This is a genomic window from Geobacter sp. OR-1 (assembly GCF_000813145.1).
Lineage (GTDB): Bacteria > Desulfobacterota > Desulfuromonadia > Geobacterales > DSM-12255 > Geoanaerobacter.
The window spans coordinates 190,233-210,509 of sequence record NZ_BAZF01000006.1 but is presented as its reverse complement, the minus strand read 5'-3'; the positions used below and the strand labels follow the sequence as shown (position 1 = coordinate 210,509).

Annotated in this window: 10 protein-coding genes; 6 read left to right on the top strand and 4 right to left on the bottom strand. The window is 53.9% G+C overall.

The window, feature by feature from the left end; genetic code table 11:
- Nucleotides 1–143 precede the first annotated feature (143 nt).
- The 3 genes from OR1_RS08455 to OR1_RS08445 all read right to left on the bottom strand — a co-directional run bounded on the left by OR1_RS08455 (nt 144) and on the right by OR1_RS08445 (nt 4,333).
- Nucleotides 144–1,604 (bottom strand): Ig domain-containing protein, encoded by a 1,461-nt coding sequence (locus OR1_RS08455; RefSeq protein WP_041971255.1) that lies wholly within the window; start codon nt 1,602–1,604, stop codon nt 144–146.
- A gap of 73 nt (nt 1,605–1,677) precedes the next feature.
- The gene (locus tag OR1_RS08450; protein ID WP_041971254.1) at nt 1,678–3,327 is read right to left on the bottom strand and encodes a nickel-dependent hydrogenase large subunit; all 1,650 of its coding nucleotides are present in this window, start codon (nt 3,325–3,327) and stop codon (nt 1,678–1,680) included.
- Between the two features lie 43 nt (nt 3,328–3,370).
- The gene (locus tag OR1_RS08445; protein WP_041971253.1) at nt 3,371–4,333 is read right to left on the bottom strand and encodes a hydrogenase small subunit; all 963 of its coding nucleotides are present in this window, start codon (nt 4,331–4,333) and stop codon (nt 3,371–3,373) included.
- Nucleotides 4,334–4,940: 607 nt separating this feature from the next.
- Here OR1_RS08445 and OR1_RS08440 point away from each other — a divergent pair.
- The 6 genes from OR1_RS08440 (at nt 4,941) to OR1_RS08415 (ending at nt 19,430) form a co-directional block, all read left to right on the top strand.
- Nucleotides 4,941–9,575, top strand: coding sequence for a CxxxxCH/CxxCH domain-containing protein (locus tag OR1_RS08440; protein ID WP_052440341.1), 4,635 nt, complete (start codon nt 4,941–4,943; stop codon nt 9,573–9,575).
- Nucleotides 9,503–16,393: a fibronectin type III domain-containing protein gene (locus tag OR1_RS08435; protein ID WP_152609845.1), complete on the top strand. Its 6,891-nt coding sequence runs from the start codon at nt 9,503–9,505 to the stop codon at nt 16,391–16,393. The genes OR1_RS08440 and OR1_RS08435 overlap by 73 nt, the downstream gene beginning before the upstream one ends.
- 273 nt (nt 16,394–16,666) lie before the next feature.
- Nucleotides 16,667–17,110, top strand: coding sequence for a DUF2721 domain-containing protein (locus OR1_RS08430; RefSeq protein WP_041971250.1), 444 nt, complete (start codon nt 16,667–16,669; stop codon nt 17,108–17,110).
- A 75-nt stretch (nt 17,111–17,185) separates the two neighbouring features.
- A complete protein-coding gene (locus OR1_RS08425; protein ID WP_082002872.1) occupies nt 17,186–18,490 on the top strand; it encodes a DUF4403 family protein in 1,305 nt (434 codons plus the stop codon).
- A 67-nt stretch (nt 18,491–18,557) separates the two neighbouring features.
- Nucleotides 18,558–19,127, top strand: a complete 570-nt coding sequence (locus tag OR1_RS08420; protein WP_041971247.1) for a hypothetical protein — start codon at nt 18,558–18,560, stop codon at nt 19,125–19,127.
- Nucleotides 19,128–19,430, top strand: coding sequence for a YheU family protein (locus OR1_RS08415; protein WP_041971246.1), 303 nt, complete (start codon nt 19,128–19,130; stop codon nt 19,428–19,430).
- A 45-nt stretch (nt 19,431–19,475) separates the two neighbouring features.
- Here OR1_RS08415 and OR1_RS08410 read toward each other — a convergent pair whose 3' ends face one another.
- Entirely contained in the window at nt 19,476–20,057 is a 582-nt protein-coding gene (locus OR1_RS08410; protein ID WP_041971245.1) for a hypothetical protein, read from the bottom strand.
- Nucleotides 20,058–20,277: the final 220 nt, after the last annotated feature.

Here is a 20,277-nt window from a genome sequence, read left to right as displayed (position 1 = left end):
AATTAACCCGGCTTAGTATCAAATTACTTTTGACCCTCTTGATTCTTCGATGTCTGTTATGTATCGGATAGTCAATGATGAGAGGCCCGTTTTTACGGGCCTCTTCGTTTATAGCTGAACATTGATGCTTAAAAGACAACTGCTCATCGTATTGCTATATTCTCTATGGCCATAGTGCCACGTTGGATGGTTACAGTTCCTTGTATTACGGTAACTCCTGCATTGCTTGAATAGGTGGGGTTATAACCTCCTTTGAGTGTTACCGATACTGGTCTGTTAAAGGCGACATTTTCAATGACGGTTGTCGCAAGCGTCTGGATTATGCTGGCGTCAGGAACATTGATGAATGCTTCCTGTATTGACTGATACGTGAAACTAGGAGGGACCTTGGCCAACGGGGCAATCTCGATGGTCAGCTCTTTTGTTGCAGTTGCTTCTATGAAATCAGTTACTTTAAATGTAACTGGGAAAGTGCCTGATACGGTCGGAGCGCCTGAAATAACCCCAGTACTCTGGGTCAATGAAAGTCCTGACGGGAGGCTTCCCGATAGGATGGACCAATTGTAAGGCGCTGTTCCATTACTTGCCGCCAGAGTAGCGTTATAGGCGATTCCTTGAGATCCGTACGGCAACGATTCGGTCGTTATTGTCAGTGGCTGAGGGACTATCTGGATACTCAGTTGTTTAATCACTGTTGTGTTGAATGGATCGGTAACATGGGCGTTAAACAAATAATGCCCTGGAGTTGATGATGTCGTGCCTGAAATGACACCGGTTGACGGATTTAGGGTCAGGCCGGCGGGTAGATAGCCGGGTGGGATGTACCAGGTGAAGGGTGGCGTGCTGCCCGATGCGCTCAGGGCTTGTCCATAAGCGACGCCAACCACGGCATTTGGCAGTGAATCGGTGGCAATCGCCAGAGGAACGGTATAGATACCCCAGCTATAGCTCACCGGCGGGGACTCTATCTCCCCTGCGTCTCCGAATGAACGGATCATGAATGTATGAGGGCCGTCGCTCAGAGAATAATAAGTGATAGGGCTAGTGCACGTGACAAACAGCTCTCCGTCCATGCTGCATTCGGTTTTGACTGTGTAACTTGACGGGTTGGATCCGAATGAGAAAGCAGCTTCTGTGCTGTTGCTCGGTGATGGTGGAGAGGAGCTGATTGTGGTAACAGGCGCCCCTGGAGCGGGTTGTGCATGGCAATTTATACAGTTTGCGTATCTTGCCGGCTTGGTCACCGGCAAAACCACTCGCGGAGAAGAGATGTTCAGAAACATCTGCTTGCTTGCTGTTGCCGAAACGGCATCGGTAACCTTGACCATGAAATTATAGATTCCCCCGGATGTAGGCGTACCGGATACAACTCCGGCGGAGGAGACAGTAAGACCGGGAGGCAGAATACCCGATGCCTTCCATGAGTATGGGGAGGTACCTCCGGACGCTGACAGGAACTGCTCGGTATAGGGTAAATCAACGGTACCGATGTTCAACAGCGGCGCAGTATCGATGGTGAGAGGGGCGGCGGCGACGCTCAGGCCCGACAGCACCAACACAAGAAGAATACCGATTACCGTGACCTGCCGGGAAATACCCTTCATAATCAACCTCCCAAATTCTTGCCAAAGACGAAATTACAGATCAAATGACTCCAACCGACACAATGAACGGGGTTCAGTGGACAGCACAGGCAATGCAAGGGTCGAAGGAATGCACAGTCCTTAGAACTTCCAGCGGTTGCTGCTGATTTAGAACCGGAGTGCCAACGAGTGCCTGTTCCACAGGTCCCGCCACATCGTTTGAATCCCGTGGCCCGAAGTTCCAGGTGGAAGGAACGACCATCTGGTAATTGACGATCTGCGGATTGCCGCCACCGGAAGAGTAACTGACCCAATGCCCCAATGCGCCGCGCGGCGCCTCATTGAGAAATGACCCGGCACAGGTGGGTTGAGAAGGCAATGTAAAACTGACCCGACCAACAGTGTCAGTGGTTAATTGAGGGTTAATTCTATTCATAAGTTCATTGACCCAGTCAGAATACATACTGTCGGCGATAAACTTTGTTTCAATGGCTCGTGCCGCAGTCCGGCCGATGGTGGAGTACATGTCAGGGAGTGTCATCCCCGTACTGGCAAGAAAGTCGCCTACGAGCTGCGTAATGGCCGGCACAATCCCCAACCCGTAGGCAACCATTACGCGTGCCAGAGGGCCGACTTCCATAGGTTGGCCGTTGTAACGGGGGGCCTTGAGCCAGCTGTATTTGTCATTGAGATCGAGACCGGTATAGGTCGGGTTCGTTGCCCCGCTGGCAGGATTCAGCGCTGTAGAACCTTCGTACCAGCTTCTAGCCACATGCTCCGTGATCTCGGCCTCGTTAACTGCCTGCACTGAACCAGTCGCCCTGTTGAAAATGGCGCCACGCGGGAACATCTGGTCACCTGCGGAAGAGAGATCGGCAACGCCGCCAAAGCAGAGTAGGTTGTTCGTGCCGCCGATGGCTCTGTATTCTGGGTATGCTGAGGCAATTGCCGTGGCATCCGGGAGGTAATAAGTGTCAACGAAGGTCTTTGCCTCATAACTGAGGGTGTTCAGTTCAGAGTACAAAGCCAACCACTGGGATTCGTCTAACACCAGGTCCAGCGACACCCCTCCGATCAGCATGCTTTGGGGGTGAGGGTTCTTGCCGCCCAGGAGGGCGTGTATCTTTATGATACGCGCCTGGATACGAAGCGCCTCCAGATAATCGGCCATCATGATCAGGCAAACCTCCGGGGAGAGGTTGGTGTACCCAGAATGCCCCCAGTATCCGTTTGCCAGGGGCCCAAGCTGGCCGCTGGTTGCAACATCGGAAAGCCTTTGCTTTACATCGGCAAAATACGCGGCATCCCGTTCCCGACTGGATGATATTGCCTGATCGGCAACCACAACCGCATTCATATCTGCAGCCGAAAGTGCCCTGGTGACATCAACCCAGTCAAGGAGGTGGAGGGCGTAAAAGTGAACGATGTGGTCCTGGACGAATTGAGCACCGCCAAGGATGTTACGGATGACTCGGGCATTTTCGGGGACCGCGAAATAGGGGTCAATTGAATTCTCAACGGCCCTGATCGACGTAATCCCGTGTACATAGGTGCAGACTCCGCAGACCCTCTGGGTAATCATCCATGCATCACGCGGATCGCGATTTTTCAGGATCGGCTCAATCCCGCGGAAGAGGGTCCCTGTGCTCCATGCGTTAATAACCTGTCCATTTGCAACTTCTGTCTCCACCCTGAGATGACCCTCGATACGGGTAATCGGATCTATCACAATCTTGCTTGACATGAACTGTTTCTCCTTGATGAGCTCTATTGGGAGCAAAAATGCTTCATGGGCCTACTGGCTCACAAGCATTAATGTAATAACCGTTATAAAAGAAGAAATTGCTGCGATCCCAGAAACGCGGCTCACTGCACCCGTAACAGGGGGCATTGACCTGGACCGGCCAGCACCCGTCAGGGGAGCCAGGGGTGTTCACAATATTATTGAACTTCGCCGAAGAGCAGTTGTTGTGTGTTGTCCTCCCCCTGCAGCCGTAATAATACAGACACTTGTCGGAACAGGATAACTTGCGCTCACAATTTTCGTGGTTGGTGGTTCCGTACGCAAAGAGGGGACGGCCATAGGTATCGATTTGAGGGAAAGTGCCGTTAAGCAAGTAGGAGGTGAGAGTGGCGACGAGTGTGATCGGATTGGGCGGGCAGCCGGGGATGTTGATCGTTGAAAACCCTCCGAGGGCCTTGTGAACACCCCTTGCGCCGGTAAGGTTGCCGTTTGCGGCCGGCAGGCCGCCGAAGGATGCACAGGCGCCGAAGCTTATGACTGACTTGGCCTTGGGGCAGATGTCTTTGGCTATCTGGAGCATGGTCTTGCCTCCTATCATGCCATAAACACCATTGTCTGCCGTAGGAATGGCGCCTTCGCAGATGCAGATGAATTGACCCCTGTAGTTTGTGGCTGCGTTCAGCAGGTTTTGTGTGGCGTTCTGACCAGAAGGCGCCATGAGGGTTTCATGATACTCCAGTGAAGCGGTTCCAAAAATAATGTCATCAATGAAAGGGTTTGTCGAACGGAGGAAAGATTCAGTACATCCGGTGCACTCTGCAAACTGGAGCCAAATTATGGGAGGACGAGCGCCTCCCCAGGCTTGGGCAATCCGGGGGATGAAGGATGCATCAAGCCCGAGGGCAGCCGCTACCAAGCCGCAATACTTGAGGAAATCCCGGCGCGAAATCCCTTTTCTCGGAGGTGTGAAATCAAGATCGTCTTGGCCTCGATTATCTTCAATCATAAATGGCTCTCCTTCATTAAGATGGGCATAACACAGAATACCTTTACGTTAAATAACTTGAATTCGCTCTGCATCCGGTCATTGGACTCCCATGGTATATGACCGGCATGAAATAGATGACAGCCTGATGCAATTGTCATTAAGAAAGGATTAGCTATACGAAGCTACAATTAATAGCAAATAATTATATATTTTTATTTTGTGGACGCAATTTCCATACCACAATGTCTAGCAGGGGGACATTATTGTGAACATTGCTCTTGGTGAATATCCATAAAATCATTAAGAAAAAGATGACAAAGGTGAACTAAAACTATGCGCCATTTGACTTATGTCACGGCAACAAGCGAAGTATTCAAGCTGATTAGAACTGTATTATTAGTGCAACTTATTGTAATTGCTAACATTAACACAATTTAATCACATGGTTCAAATTTTGCATGTCATAAATATTCTTTGAATCATTCATTGCTGAACTGCCAGCCTTATTGTCTCAATTGGAAACTCTCACTGCCGTCTGCCCTGCATACCAGTAGATACAGTATGAGTTTTCATATTTGGTCATATACAACTGAATACCCACTTAAGCTTGCATCAAGGAGGCACCATGAACCGTTGGCCGAGGAGAGGGTACCACTCCTGCTCATTTATAATGATGGCTCTGGTTGCGACGTTTATCTTTATGCACCCGGCAATCGGAAGAGCGGCTATCGAGTGTTCTGGTTGCCACGGCAATAAGGAGCCTGCCGACATACGTCCCCTAGATGACCCCTCCGGAGAAAGAAACACGTTAACAGGGGCTTTTCGGGGGAGCCACCGTAAGCATCTCCCTCAAACTGCTTCAAGTTCCAATTGCGAAAAATGTCACTCCGGAAGCTCTGCGTATCGCAGCGATCACCGGAACGGTGTTATCTCTCTCAATGCCAAGGTGAATGACTCACCGAGAAGGACTGTTTACGACACTCTTTCTTCGAGCGGCGCTTCTATCTTTTTTCCTCAGACCCCGGAGCCTGTTCCTGCAGCATGCAATGGCGTGAACTGCCACTTCGAAAATCTGACCAAGACATGGGGGGATCATAACCCTGCCGATGCATGCGGTTCTTGCCACGGCGCTCCCCCTACGGACGGTGCGCATGGCAAGAAACATGGCGAATATTATGGAAACAACACAGGAAGCTGCATTAAATGCCATCCTGATCACCAAAATGACCTAAACCCGATCACGCATCCCCTTGAGTCAGGGGCACGTCCTCTCGCCGTCGGATTCAATACCTCCCCGAACAACGGCGGCAATTATAACAGCAATATTAATTACCCGAACTATCTTCCAAGCCAGCATCCCACCCGAAACGGCAGCTGCAGCAATATTTACTGCCACGACGACGGGCAGGGTCATGGCCCCAACATACCCTTAACCTGGTCCTCCACCAAAACAACAACCTGTTTTTCCTGCCATAAGGGGAAAACTGAAGACAATACGTCTTTCAACTGCTATTCAAGCGGCGGGACCTGGAACAGCGACAAACAGATCTGCTCCCCGTACCTCAACATGACGTCCAATGGTCATGGCAAGCTTGTTGGACCACAATGGATCAGAAAATACGCCTGTTACTACTGTCACAACAACACCGTCAACACTGCGGGTGTCATCTCAGACAAGACAATGCACGTCAATGGTGCAAAAGATATAAAGATGGCCCCGGAATGGAATATTGTCGGGAAAGATGATGCAAGTTACGAACAATCGACCAAGAAATGCTACAACGTCTACTGTCACAGCGACGGCAGCGTGAACCCGGCATCGGTCAGGCCGTTTGCATGGACAGAACCGTCAGCCAAGTGCAACACTTGCCATGGCCACCCCCTCGGTTCATGCAGCGACACCAGCTGCCATGACGGCAGAACAGACGGTACCGGCAAGATATGGACCCTGCCGTCCAAATTCCTGAAACCAGGGACCACCAACGAGTATCAATGGCCAACAGGTGAAGAATGGAAATCCGCAATCCCGATGTTCTTGAACGCGGGCGCCGGCAAGACGCGGGCCAACTCCCACACAAGGCACATAGAAACCAATTTCTCCTGTGACCTGTGTCATTATCTTACCATCAGACAGGCTGACAACAGCTGTAACGCCACTGGATGCCATCCGCATACCACCGGCTCAATGAATGAAGTCGCCCACCTTAACGGGAACAAACACGTTAACCGCATCCTTGATGTCGCCTTCAAAAATGGTGGTAGTTACAACAAAGACACCAAGACCTGCTCGGGTACGAGCTGCCACATCAACATGGGAACTGACCCGGTCTGGGGCGATACGGTAAATGGTACTATTATCTGTCTCGGCTGCCACGGGACTACCAACGCTGATAATGACGACTATGGAGCGATTTTTAACGGGACTCAGGCAAAAATCAACCTTAGCGAATGGGCAACCACTGGTCATGGCCGATATTCAACTTCAGGCCGCTACCCCGCGTCCGGAAACCCGGCTGCAAATTTCCCCGGAAACCCCTGCTGGTATTGCCATGACAATAAAGTCTTCCACAATTACAGCAGTAACCCTTTCCGGCTCAGGATCCACAACCAGTTTGAACAGCGGTTCGAAAAGGAGTGCGTCTATTGCCACATGGAGTGGACAGCCGACGCCAGCGAGTGCATCGGCTGTCATGTGAACCAAACTGAATCGCTGGCCCCTCAGGCAACTGGTTCCGGGATACTTTTCAAGCTGGCCAACGGCTCCACCGAGAACCGGTATCCGGGCCACAAATACACCGTTAACTGCATAAACGGGGTTGATGGAACGATCACCTGCCACACCTCGGATACTGAACTGTTCACCACCGGAGCCCATAAGGGGCACAACAGTAACGCCGGCACCTGGACCAAAGCCCAGAAAGATGACATCAAAAACCAGTACGTTATGATGGGTGTCTGCCTCAAGTGCCATGACGACGACAGCGGCGACAAGTGCGTGAGCTGCCATACCTCCAGCGACCCGTTCAAATATTCACTGGGGTTCAATCCTGGGACAGGATGGATCAAGCCGAAGAAGGCACGGGCAACATCGGCCCATTTTGGTTACAAGCATTATAAGGCCCTGCAGGAGAATGGCGTCACAAAAGGCGGGAAATTCTGCTGGGACTGCCACGATCCACATGGCGACAAGAATATCTACATGATCCAGAGCATGGTTGCCACCACCACGGATGGCAAGTTCGGCAAGCCGATAACACGGGCTCCCGTCACGTTCACCCGTAAGCAGAGCGGACTTGACTATGCCAGGATATCGGCGCCGTTCGACGGAATCTGCAATGTCTGCCACTCTGCCGGGAGCCAGCATTTCAGGAGTGACGGAGGCGATGGGCATAACTCCAGCCGTGTCTGCACAGTCTGCCACGAACACCGCTTCAGCGACAGCCACGGCAACAAGCAAAGCTGCACTACTTGTCACTTCAACAAGCCGGTGCCTCGTCATTCCGGGTTCGGTCTCCCGCGCGACTGCACCAAGTGCCACGCCGGCGCGATCGGCATGCGGATGGACGTCATGAGCCAGTTGAAAGCGAACTCGCACCATGTCCAGGGGGTCGATGTCAGCAACAAGCACTGCTACGCCTGTCACTGGGAATCGACGCCTGAGGGGCTGATCGATGTCCAGCACCACGAGGGGTACAACTATAAGAACCACTCCACTGTCAAGAACGCCAAAGTTGACTTGGTTGTGTGGGGTGCCCGGTTCCGGCCGTCGGTTTACAAAAACAGCTCCACGGCCATCCAGTTCCTGGCAAGCAAAGTCAGTTTTCCAATTCTTTCCACATCGAGGAAAGAAGTTGCCAAGCTGAACACCCACTGCATCTCCTGCCACAGCGACCAGAACAACGATACCCAGCCGTTTGGCGACTGCCGGACGCCGCGGGAGTACGCCTGGGACAAGAAGAGCATCGACGCCCGCTACTCCCAGACCGGTACCGCCAGGTGGAGCCAGTACAACACCACCGGCAAGTACGGCGTCAACAAGGCGTTCTCTGCCCACGGCAATGCGACTGCCAATGCCGGCGGATGGAGCGCGACCACCGGCACTGATTCCTCGATAATCAATAGCAGAAATGGCAGCTATAGCGTTACCTGCTTTGACTGCCACAGCTCGCACGGTTCCAAGGTTACCGGCAACACCACCAGCTACGAGACCTTCAATGGGACCAAGAACGGCGGCAACCTGAAGGAGACTCAGGCCGGTAAGGGCGGCTACACCATGAGCTACAAGGCATCCGCCAACGAGAACCCGGCGGCGATAAATCCTTACAGCGCCGGTGCCGGGCAGTGCTTCGACTGTCACCTGAGCCAGAACGCCGGGACCACACCGTGGGGGTACCAGGCGACCTTCGGGGCAACGGCGGCGATCATGGGGTATAAAGACACCCCGAAATTCGGCCAGGGGACCAAGGGGTCCACGGCCCGGTTCCCCGAACGTGCCACCAAGGCGACAATTGTCGGCGGGCACATGAAGGCATCCTCTACACTGGCGACCACGCCGGCCGACACGATCGGCGGTACCTGCGCTGCCTGCCACGATCCGCACGGGGTCTCGCCGTCGTTAGGTGCGGACCAGGCGTATGCGGTGCCGCTTCTGAAGGGAACCTGGATGACCTCCCCATACAAGGAGGACTCGCCGCCGCCGAATCCGTCCGGGGCATCCTCGACCGCCCTCTCGTGGGGACAGTATAGCTGGTATCCTTCGATCACCCCAATAACGAACCACAATATCGACAGGAACACCTTCGGAGTCGGAGGGAAAATCAGCGAGGACGACAGCAAATTCGCCGGGCTCTGCCTCCAGTGCCACGTGAAATCGAGCCTTACCAACGGTACTAACAAGGACCAGGGATGGAAAAGCATCGACCGCATCCACGAATCGGTCAAGGGATGGGGAGCCAACACTGAACACAACTATACCTGCTCCAAGTGCCATCAGCCGCACAACTCCGGCCTGCCTCGCCTGATGCAGACCAACTGCCTCGACTACCAGCACCGCGGCAACCGGCCATCCGGAGGAACCCCCTGGAAGGCGAGCAGCCAATATGCGTACGCAGGGAGCCATGGCCAGTACCGAGGGTACCCGAATGGTAACCTGCTCGGCAATTTTGCCAGCTACGAGGCAGGCGTCGCATGTCACACAAGCGGGACCTGGCCGAACAAAAACTACTGGAACCTGAAGACACCATGGCCGACAGTGCCGTAAGCGACGTGACTGCATCCAATACACCCGGAGGCTCGCCAATGAACCGACTTGACCATAGAAAAATCTGCCGCACCATTTTAAGAGGATTTCTGCCGCTCCTCATGCCGGCCATAGCAGTGGCATCGTTCCTGGCCCTCGGGACAGGCGAGCTCTTCGCGGCCGGGGGTGACATCCTCTGGCAGCAACAGGATTCCCAGGCCGGGAAACAGGAGGCTCGCCGTTCCGTAGTTGATTCCAGCGGCAGTGTCATCATCACCGGCTACCGCAATCTTAACGGAGACACGGATAACGATTTCTGGACGGTAAAGTTCAAGGCCGACGGTAGCGGCATTGCCTGGCGGGCACACTTCGACAAGATCGGCGGCAATGACCAGGCCAATGCGATCTCTGTGGACAAGGACGACAACATCATCGTCACTGGTCGCGTCCTTGACGGTACGAACAATAACATGCACACCATAAAATATAACGGTGCCAACGGCACCGTCATCTGGCAGCATACCTACAACGGAGCAGCCGGCGGCATGGACAGCGGCATGGCGGTAACCACCGACGAGAACCGTGATGTCTTCGTTGCCGGCTACACCCAGAACAGCCAGGGCAACCTCGACTATATCATCCTCAAATATCCCAAAGACGGCCAGATCGACAACACCAATACTCCCAGCTGGACAGCAACCTACGGACACCCCTCCGCTGGCGACGATATTGCAGAGTCGATTGCCGCCGGCAACGGAAAGGTTGCCGTCACCGGCCGCTCTTGGAACGGCAACGATTACGACATTCTGACGATACGTTACGATATCGCAGCGGAGACATCATGGCAGAAGCGATATGCAACCGCTGCACAAGGCGGAAGCAAGGATGATATGGGGCGGGAGGTCCTCTTCGATACCCTTGGCAACGTGGTTGTCACAGGGGTTACGGTCAACGACCTGGACAAGGACATCTACACAGCCAAATACTCGGCCTCGACCGGTGATGTAATATGGGAGTATGTCTTCAACGGCGCCTTTGACGACGAGCCGACAGGTCTTGCTGTTGATGCTTCCGGAGTCGTCTACGTAACCGGGTATACCTGGACACTTGACGCAAAGCACGACTTCTACACGGCGAAATATATCGATCCCGTCGACCCGTTGGTAAAAACCCCGGTTGTCGCCTGGGAGAAGAATTTCAACTCCTACAACGGTAATGATGACATTGCTTCAGCCACAGGGATCGTCGTGGATGAAGGCGGTGATCTTTTTGTCACCGGCTACACAATCGCCAACAATAATAACGACAGCTATCAGACCGTCAAATACAGAAAAAGTGACGGGACGGAACTCTGGCAGGTCGGACTGGATGTCTCTATCGGCAGAAACGACCGCACAATAGGGATCGGGCTCGACCAGGCCGGAAACGTACTGGTGGCAGGGTGGACCGATTCAGCGGCCACAGGCTTCGATTACCATGTGGTCAAATACGATCCTGATCTTATAAATCCGCCGACAAACCTTACCACCACCCTCAACAGCGACAGTTCCGTTACCTTGAGATGGGATTACCTTCACTCTGTCGAGACAGGGTTCATCGTTCAGCGCTGTACCGGCTGGGGGTGCACCGATTTCACCGACCTCCCGATCGATCCGCTTCCGGTGGGCTCGACTACCTATACCGACACCACCATTACTGTCGACGCCTACTATTATTATCGGGTCAGGGCATTCAACACGGAGAACTCCTCCCACTTCAGCAACACGGCCCGGGTTCTCACCCAGTACATCGCTTTTATCACAAACACATCCCCTTACGTTTTTGACAGCACATACAACGGCGACGACTTTGCCAAGGTGATAGCAGCCGGGCCGGACAACAACCCGGTTGTGACCGGATACAGCGACAGCAAGGAGATGATCGAAGGGCTACCAGGTAGCGGAGGCGGGCTCGATTACCTCACCATGAAGTTTGACCGGTCGCTCAACCAATCCTGGAACAACCGTTACGACAGCGCCCAGAACGGCTTGGACGTTCCGACCTGTCTTTTTATCAACAATAATAATGACGTCCTGGTTTCAGGACACTCCGAACTTTTCTATGCCCAGGCCGGCGGCAACATCAACTCCATCTTCACCATTAAATACCCGCCCACCGGAGGGAGCTTTACCTGGGAGGACCAGTTTAACGGACCGGGAGGCATCGATGACCGGGCCACTGCCATATCGTCCAGCGCCGATGCAAACAACAACATTGCGGTGGTGGGATACGGCAAGAATGCCCAGAACAATCAGGATATCTATCTCATCAAATACCTTGCCAGCGGGACCCGTGCCTGGATACCGGTGATCATCGACAAGTTGGGTGACGATATCCCTTCGGCAGTGGTTTTTGACAAGAAGGGCGACATCTTCATTACCGGGACCAGCCATAACGGCACTAACCGTGACATCTTTACCGCAAAATACAGCGGGGCCACCGGCGCACTCATCTGGGAAGATCTCTATAATGGCGGCTATGGCGACGACCAGGGATTGGCTCTGGCCATCGACCCTAGCGGCAACCCTTATGTGGCCGGCTTTGTCACCACCGGTGCCAATGGGCGGGATTTTATCACCATCAAGTATGACGGGGCTGATGTATCCTCCCAGAGGAGAACCTGGCAACCTACATACGACGGGCCGGCGCATGGCGACGACTGGGCGGCCGCGATATCGGTCGACCCCATCGACGGATCGACCGTGACGGTAGCCGGAACGAGCCGTACCCGAAACAACGATGCCGATTTCCATGTTATCCGTTACAATGCGAATGGTGGCGAGATCTGGTCGAGTACCATCATGAGGCCGGATACCGATGAAGAACTGAAATCTATGAGTACGGACCTCTCGGGCAACATCTTTGTCGCCGGTAGTACAACCGACTGGACCAACACATCAGCCCTGGCGTTCAGGATCAAAAGTGATGGGACAATCCTAGAAGGAACAGCGGTCCCCAGCCTAGAGGAGTGGATAACGGACCCCAACTCCGAAGGGTATATGGCCGAAGCATCCTCGGTTGCCGTCAACCGGCTGGGCGAGGCGTTCATGGCCGGATACAGCGAGAACGAGTCACTCAATGCCGACTACCTGGTCTTCAAGATGTCGGGTGCCACCCTTCAGCCCCCGTACCCGGTGATAACCTCTTCTACCAACGCCAGCGTCATCGTCACCTGGAGCGACAACTCTCTGGCGGAAGACGGCTACCGGATCTACCGTAAGGCCGAGGCGTGCAGCGCGTCGACACTCTCTTTTTCCCTGCTGGCGAGTCCGGAAGCGAACCAGATCACCTACACCGACAGTACGGTCATCCCGGCAAACAGCTACTGCTACCGGGTAACCGCCTATGCCGGAGGCACCGAGACCAAATATGTGCAGGCGGACACTCCGCCGCTCACCCCGGCCCCGCTGACCCTGACTGCCGTCTCCGCGACCCAGATCAACCTCTCCTGGACCAACGTTGCCGGCGAGACCGGTTACACCATCGAGCGCAAGGTGGGTACTGCCGGTAGCTGGGCAGTCCTGGCCACCAAGGCTGCCGATGTGACAACCCACAGCGACTCCGGACTTACCGCCGGCACGGTCTATTACTACCGCGTCAAGGCATCCAACGCCATCGGTGGCTCACAGTACATCGAACAATCGCTTCCGGGGGCACCGGTGATGAGCGCCCCCGTGGTCGCATCGACCACCCAGATCAACCTCGCCTGGACCGATCTGGAAACCGAAACCGAGTACATTCTTGAGCGCAAAACCGGGGCCGGCGGAGCATGGGGCCAGGTCGGCAGCAACCTGGCACAGAACAGCATCACCTACAACGACACCGGGCTGTACACCGGTACGCTCTTCTACTACCGCCTGAAGGGCCGCAATGCTTCCGGAGACTCCGCCTACAGCGCCGAGGTGTCGGCCACCACCCTGCTCCAGGCGCCGACCTTCAATTCGGCAACCGGCACAAGCACCACCACGGTTGCTCTTGGCTGGACCGACACCAACAACAGCCCCAACGGCAATGAATCAAATTACCAGGCATCATACGCCGCCTGCACCAACAACGACCCCGTCTCCTGTGTCGATGTCAACGGCGCCTACTGGGGAGTTTGGACGAACTTTACCGCCTTCGCGGCCAACTCGATCTCAGGGAACGTCACTCCTCTCACCCCTGGCCGCACCTACAAGTTCCGGATGCAGGGACTCCTGAACGGCGCCAACTCCACTTACAGCTCTCCAGATCGGACAGCCACCACTTTTATTCCCACGCCGGCGGCACCGACTACCTCCAACATCACCAACAACTCGGTAACCCTTACCTGGACTGATATCCTAGGCGAAACCAATTACGACATCATCAAGGACGGGGTGCGGATGAACCTGGCGCTCGCCAAGGACGTCATCACTTATACCGTGCCCGGCCTCTCCCCGGCCACTGCCTATAACTTCCAGGTCTATGCCTACAACAGTCTCAGCAATTCAACATCCACAGCCACACCGGCCACTACCACTGTCAACCCGACCAGCTTGTCATCGGTTGTCCCGCAATCGGCCACCGCCATCCAACTCACATGGGCTGATGCTACCGGCGAGAGCGGCTACGAGATTCAGCGGCGGACCCTGAACAACCAGGAGGAGAACCCGGCCAGCCCGCCGACCGGCTGGACCGCCTGGACCACCCTCAACCCGCCGGCGCTTCTTGCCGCAGACACGACGACCTACCTTAACGACTCCCCGGCGCTTACCGCCGGCAATACCTATCAGTACCGGGTCAGGTACAAGATCGGTACTTCGGCTTACTCCGCCTACAGCAACGAGATATACGGCACCACCACCCCCAGGACCCCGGCCACCATGTCCGCGGCTGCCGGCGTCATTAGCTGGGAGAACGTCCCTGGTGAGACCGGTTACTATTTCTACCAGAAACAGCTGGCCGGTGCCGACTGCACCACCGAGGACTGGTCAGCCGTGACCCCGGCCACACTCCCGGCAACTACCTACAGCAATACCCCGTCCAGTCTAACCCCAGGGGCAACCTACTGCTACCAGGTCAAGTCGTTCAATAACACCGGAATCTCGTCACCGCGCGTTATCACCTATCTGCAGGCTCCGGCGAGTATTACGGCGTCAGGGGCGACCCAGAACTCGGTCAACGTTTCGTGGCCCGCGGTCACAGGCGCCACCAGCTACACCCTCCAGTGGAGCACATCCAGCGCATTCACCAGCCCCGGAAGCTACTCCGGCAACGTAACGTCGCGCAACGTTACCGGCCTGATGAGTGGCACGACTTACTATTTCCGGGTCCAGGCAGTATGGGGCAACGGCAACTCCTTCTGGACCAGCTCGAACCCCAGCGCGCTCACCATCCCGATGACGCCGGGCACCCCGACCGCCACCCCGGCCTCCTTGACCTCGGTTACCCTCTCCTGGGCCGCCAGCTCCGGTGCCACCGGCTACCGATACCAGTACAAGCCGAGGGTGGCTGCAACTTGCTCCGCCGAAGACTGGAACGGGATCACCGAAAATTCCCAGGCGGGCGTCTCGGTGCCCATCGTCAGCCTCACCACCGGTTCGGCCTACTGTTTCCGGGTGAGATCCTATAACGGCTCCGGGGATTCTCCATATTCCACCACACCGGCCACGCAGACGACCCTGCTCGCCACGCCGGTACTGAACCCACTCTCCGGCATCACGGCAGGCAACATCTGCCTCACCTGGAACAATATCGCTGCCAACGAAGGGTACAAGGTGGAAAGAAGCCCTGACAACACCACTTGGACGGCGGCCTTCAACATCAGCAAAAATGAAACCACCTACTGCGACGCCTCTGTCCTGGCTGGGACCCTTTACTACTACAGGGTTTCACCGAGGAACATCGTCAACGGCTACTCAACCGTAAGCAACGTTCAGTCGACCACAACTACACCTGCCGCGCCGGCCACATTAACGGCAACTGTTGTTTCCAATACTCGCCTGGATCTGGCGTGGAGCAGCAGTCAGAGTGCGACAAAATACCGGCTGGAGCGGAAGGAAGGAAACGGCAGCTGGGAGCTGGTTATAGAACAGCCCGATCTCACCTACCAGAATACCGGACTCAAGGCCGGCACTACCTATTCCTATCGGGTCATGGCCTGGAACACCACCGGTCTTTACTCCACTCCGGGCAGCGAGGCAACGGTGACCACCCTCACCCTGGGGAGCGTCGCCATCACAGCGCTAACGCCAGCCAATCCGACAAGCGTCACAATAGAATGGAACTACGACGGATCAGTCTGCATCCCAACTAGTTGCGCTCTCCCTGAAGGATACGAGATTCAGATGAAGCTTGCGTCCGGTCGTTGGTCGACTATTGCAACCATTGCCAAGGGCGATGAAACTTTCTACACCGACAGTTGCGGTCTGCGCCCCGGAAAGACCTATTACTACAGAGTTCGTTCCTACAGAGGGACCGAGCGTTCACCATACAGCGCCGAACAGAGCGTGACCACTCTGGCATATGCCAAGGCAACTTGTTCCTACGGGCCGAACGAGGCAAACCATACACCTGTTATCACCTCGACTCCGCCCACATCAGCTCAGCAAGGGACAGCGTACAACTACCAAATGACCGTCAACGACCCATATAGTGGCGACACCTTCCTCTATACCCTCCTGACAGCGCCATCGGGCATGACAGTGTCTTCTGCCGGCCTCGTCTCCTGGACGCCAGCCTCAGACCAGCTGGGGGATAGAAATGTCCTCATCAGGGTCAGTGATATTGTGGGGAACTCTGTTGAACAGAGCATAGTTATCAATGTGACTGCCAATTAGACGTTGTTACTGACTTATTAGTATAGATTGATTGAAGTAGCACCGACCATTGAAACAGCCACTTAGCGAGATGCTAGGCGGCTGTTTTTTTGTGTCAATTGTTGGATCAGTTTGCGGCAATACGTTCAGGTATTAATCAGTGGCATCCTGCGTTGCATATTGATGATTGAAGAATTCCCGGTTGCATAATCGCACAAGTTGTTTGCCTCATGATGTTGCCCGTGGTATTTATTGCTCGAGTTATTGACGATTTTATAGAATTGGAGGCTTAACTTGATTGAGGCATTTGCGGCTAACAGCATAGGTCGCGTCATTCAGCTTTCCATTGCCCCGGTTTTTCTCCTCACGGCAATAGGGACTTTACTCAGTGTCCTGACAAATCGATTACACCGGGTAATCGACCGGGCAAGGGTTTGGGAAGCCAGGCTGGAAGCCGAAAACTCAAATAGCGAGATTGCCCACATCAATTCCCATCTGGCTGTACTGTCAAAAAGGGCAAATCTGATCGGTGCTGCTATAACACTTTGCACTGCCGCTGCACTATTCGTATGCACACTTATCGCAACCCTTTTTGTCGAGAGCTTTGTTACTCTAGACCTGAAGACGCCCGTTGCCGTTCTTTTCATTTTAGTAATGCTGCTATTGATCGTAGGTTTGATCGTTTTCCTGCGCGAAATTTTCGTAGCCACGCACAACCTTCGAATAGGTCCGCATTGATTGACGCCTTACAGCAAAACCTTTATTCTCTCTTGTCTCTTAATACATTATACAACTCGAGCGAGGTTCAAATACATGCGTCAAATCCTTCACCTTTTCAGTTTGCTGGCACTGCTCCTGTTGGCTTCAACCATCTGCGAAGCTGCTGGCAACGGGGTCCAATCCTCGACAATCATTCTTAAAGTTGAAACTACAGCAGCTGATCTCGGTAACATCTTGAATCAGTCGATCAAAAAGGAATTATATAAAGGCCAGGGCAGTTTAGGTACTTCTGTAGAAATCTTGCGTGCCGGATCAGTGGCCGTAACTGCAGCAAACGATTTTGTTTATATTTCAATACCTGTCCAGCTAACCATTGGCTATGGAATGTTTACTACTGCCCCACTCAAGACCGACCTCCGGTTCAAAGCGAAAGTAAGCGTCTCACCTGACTGGCGATTGAAGACGGAGCTATACTACACCGGGCTTTCTGACGGGCTTTCTGACAGTATCCGGCTCGGTATGGTGACGCTGAAGCCTAAAAGTCTTGTCGAAGGTGTTACGCAGCCGGTGCAGAGACTTTTGGCTCCTGTCATAGATAACAAGATCAATGATACTGTCAGGCTGCGTGAAAAAATCACCCCAGTTTGGCAGAACGCGTTTAATCCGGTGCTGGTCGATAAAAACTTCAGCGCTTGGTTGAGAATGTCCCCGGAAAAGATACTCATGAGTCCGATATCGGCAACCAATAATAGGCTTCGCCTATCAATCGGTCTTGTTACGATCGCTGAAATAGTCATCGGGCCGAAACCGGGTTCGCCTCCGGTCAGACCGCTGCCGCAAATTCAGCAGCTCGCAAACTTCGATAACCAGTTCCATATTCAGCTGGGGACCAATATTTTCTTCGCGGATCTTGTCACTGCATTGAATCCGATCCTGATTAACAAAACCTTTGGCGATGACAAGAAGATTACAGTTCGCAGTTTCAGCTTGAAAAGCGATGATGGCCGTCTCGTTATTGATCTGGCTGCTACCGGAGATTTTGACGGCGAACTGACACTGCTTGCCAAGCCGGTTTACAACCCTGAGAACAATTCTCTGACTTTTGACAATATCGACTTTGATACCAGAAATGCCGGCTTGCTGATTGGTGTCGGCAGTTGGTTGTTCAACGGTACGATCCGAAATGTTATTAAAGACAAACTCAATACGACAATCGTCGAACAACTTGAATCCGCTCGCCTAAAAGCGTCAGCAGCGTTAGCAAAAATCAGGCTTGCGGACCATGTGGAACTCTCCGGTACTGTGAAATCTCTGAGGCTTGGTGAGGCTATTGTTGCATCGGATCGTTTGTCGCTTCAAGTTACGGCTCTGGGCGAATCAGGAATCAGCCTAAAGTAATTTGCCTGGCTGTGAAGAACATACCTTCATACCCAGCGGTATATTGGTAAAATGAAAGGACCGGCAGATGGACGAGGCGGTGTCATTCTGGCTTGACAACAGGAACTGTGCGGGCACGAAAGCGGCGCAGATAGGGAACAAGGTGCTGGTGCTCTATCGCGATCGTTACTACGTAATAGAGGGAGGAGCGGCACAGACCAGAGCGGGCAAACCGTTGCGCTTTTCAGCCTCGTCCCTACCAAAGGCCTGGAAGCTGGCATTGAAGGGAAAGACCCCGGCAGCGGTGACTTCATTGCCCGAGGCAGAGCTGGCGCCCAGAACGCAAAATACGAAACGCGAGCGTAAGAAAGCGGAGAAAACAGTCATGACTGAGACACAACAGGAGAAGGTTCCGGAGCTGAATGTCAATGCCCCGGTTTCTGCAGCCAAGCCAAAGCGTAAGAGTGAAGCTAAACCTGCCGCCCAGCCACCTGTTGCGGCGAACTGCCCATACTGCCATGCCCGTCATGAGATACCACTGGAGAAGGGCAAAAGCGGCAAGCCGTTCTTTATCCCCTGTGCCAGGTGCAAGAAAGAGTTTGCGGTTCGTTTTGTTCAGGTCACCATGTACCAGGCCCAGGTTGCCGGATTCCAGTAGATGGGTGACCGGACACGCAAGTCAGAACTGGACGTCCAAATTGTGCCTGATGACGATTACCGGCAACAGAGACGGGCGGACTATCGCGAAGAGGGTGTCGAAGTTCCGCTTGACCGTATCAGACCCGAGATTCTGTATAACATGATCGCTGAGTTCGTGACCAGGGAATGGGAAGAACTCGGGGACTCTCCCTACACACTCGAGGAAAAGATCGAACAGGTGCAGGTGCAGGTGCAGCAAAATAAGGCCAAAGTCGTATTTGACCTGTCCACGAACAGCTGCAATATAGTCGTCAACCAATAATCGCAGCTAGTTGTAACTGCAACGGTTGGAGAATCACTCGCTGTTTCACGCCCTCTCAGACCTTTGATAGAGCAATCCTATTGATCTAATTCGGCGTATCACCACTGGCAGGAAGAACATTGCGGCAAGAACGATAAACATGGTCGTGTCAGGGTCGCGAAAGTACGAGTTCAGACGCAGCGTGGTGATCGCAATGACGGCAAAATAGAGCATGTCGCCAGCGATGGCGATGGCCCAGCCGGTAATGAAGCCATGGCCTGCCGCCAGTGCCGAAGCACGCCCAGTCATGGGATCAACACCGAAAGCGATCATGATCAGCGCTATTGGACCGGCACCAGTTCCACCAAAATGTGTCACGCTCCGAGCCGTTGCCGCTTTCAATGCAGTGCTGAAGCGGGCCAGAAATGAAACCTTGCCGCAGATAAAGGCGATAATGCGCAGGATTGGTTCAAAGGCAAAGGCCAGTATAATATCCGAAACCAGGTAGAGCAGGGTGGTAATGGGCCAGGCCAACCCTTTGGACTGGGCGAGCATAACACCGGCAGGAATCCCCCCTCCGACCGGAATAATGAAGAGCTTCAGCACGGGCAGTATAGTCGGTGTTGATGCAGCAATAGTTTCAGTCATGGTTCGTCTCAATTCCTTCCAGACTCTAGGTAACGTCCTTTCCAATCACCGGATTTCCCCCGCAAAGAATCATTAACGTGAATTTGGGAGTATAATTTGGATTGAACGATATCAGTTAAACTTCTGAACTGCAAGGTTGAGGAGGGGGAGGATGAGATGTCTGTGATCAGGTCGTTCATCTACAGCCTGTATGGATTCAGCAAGGCAGGCACCTGCTACC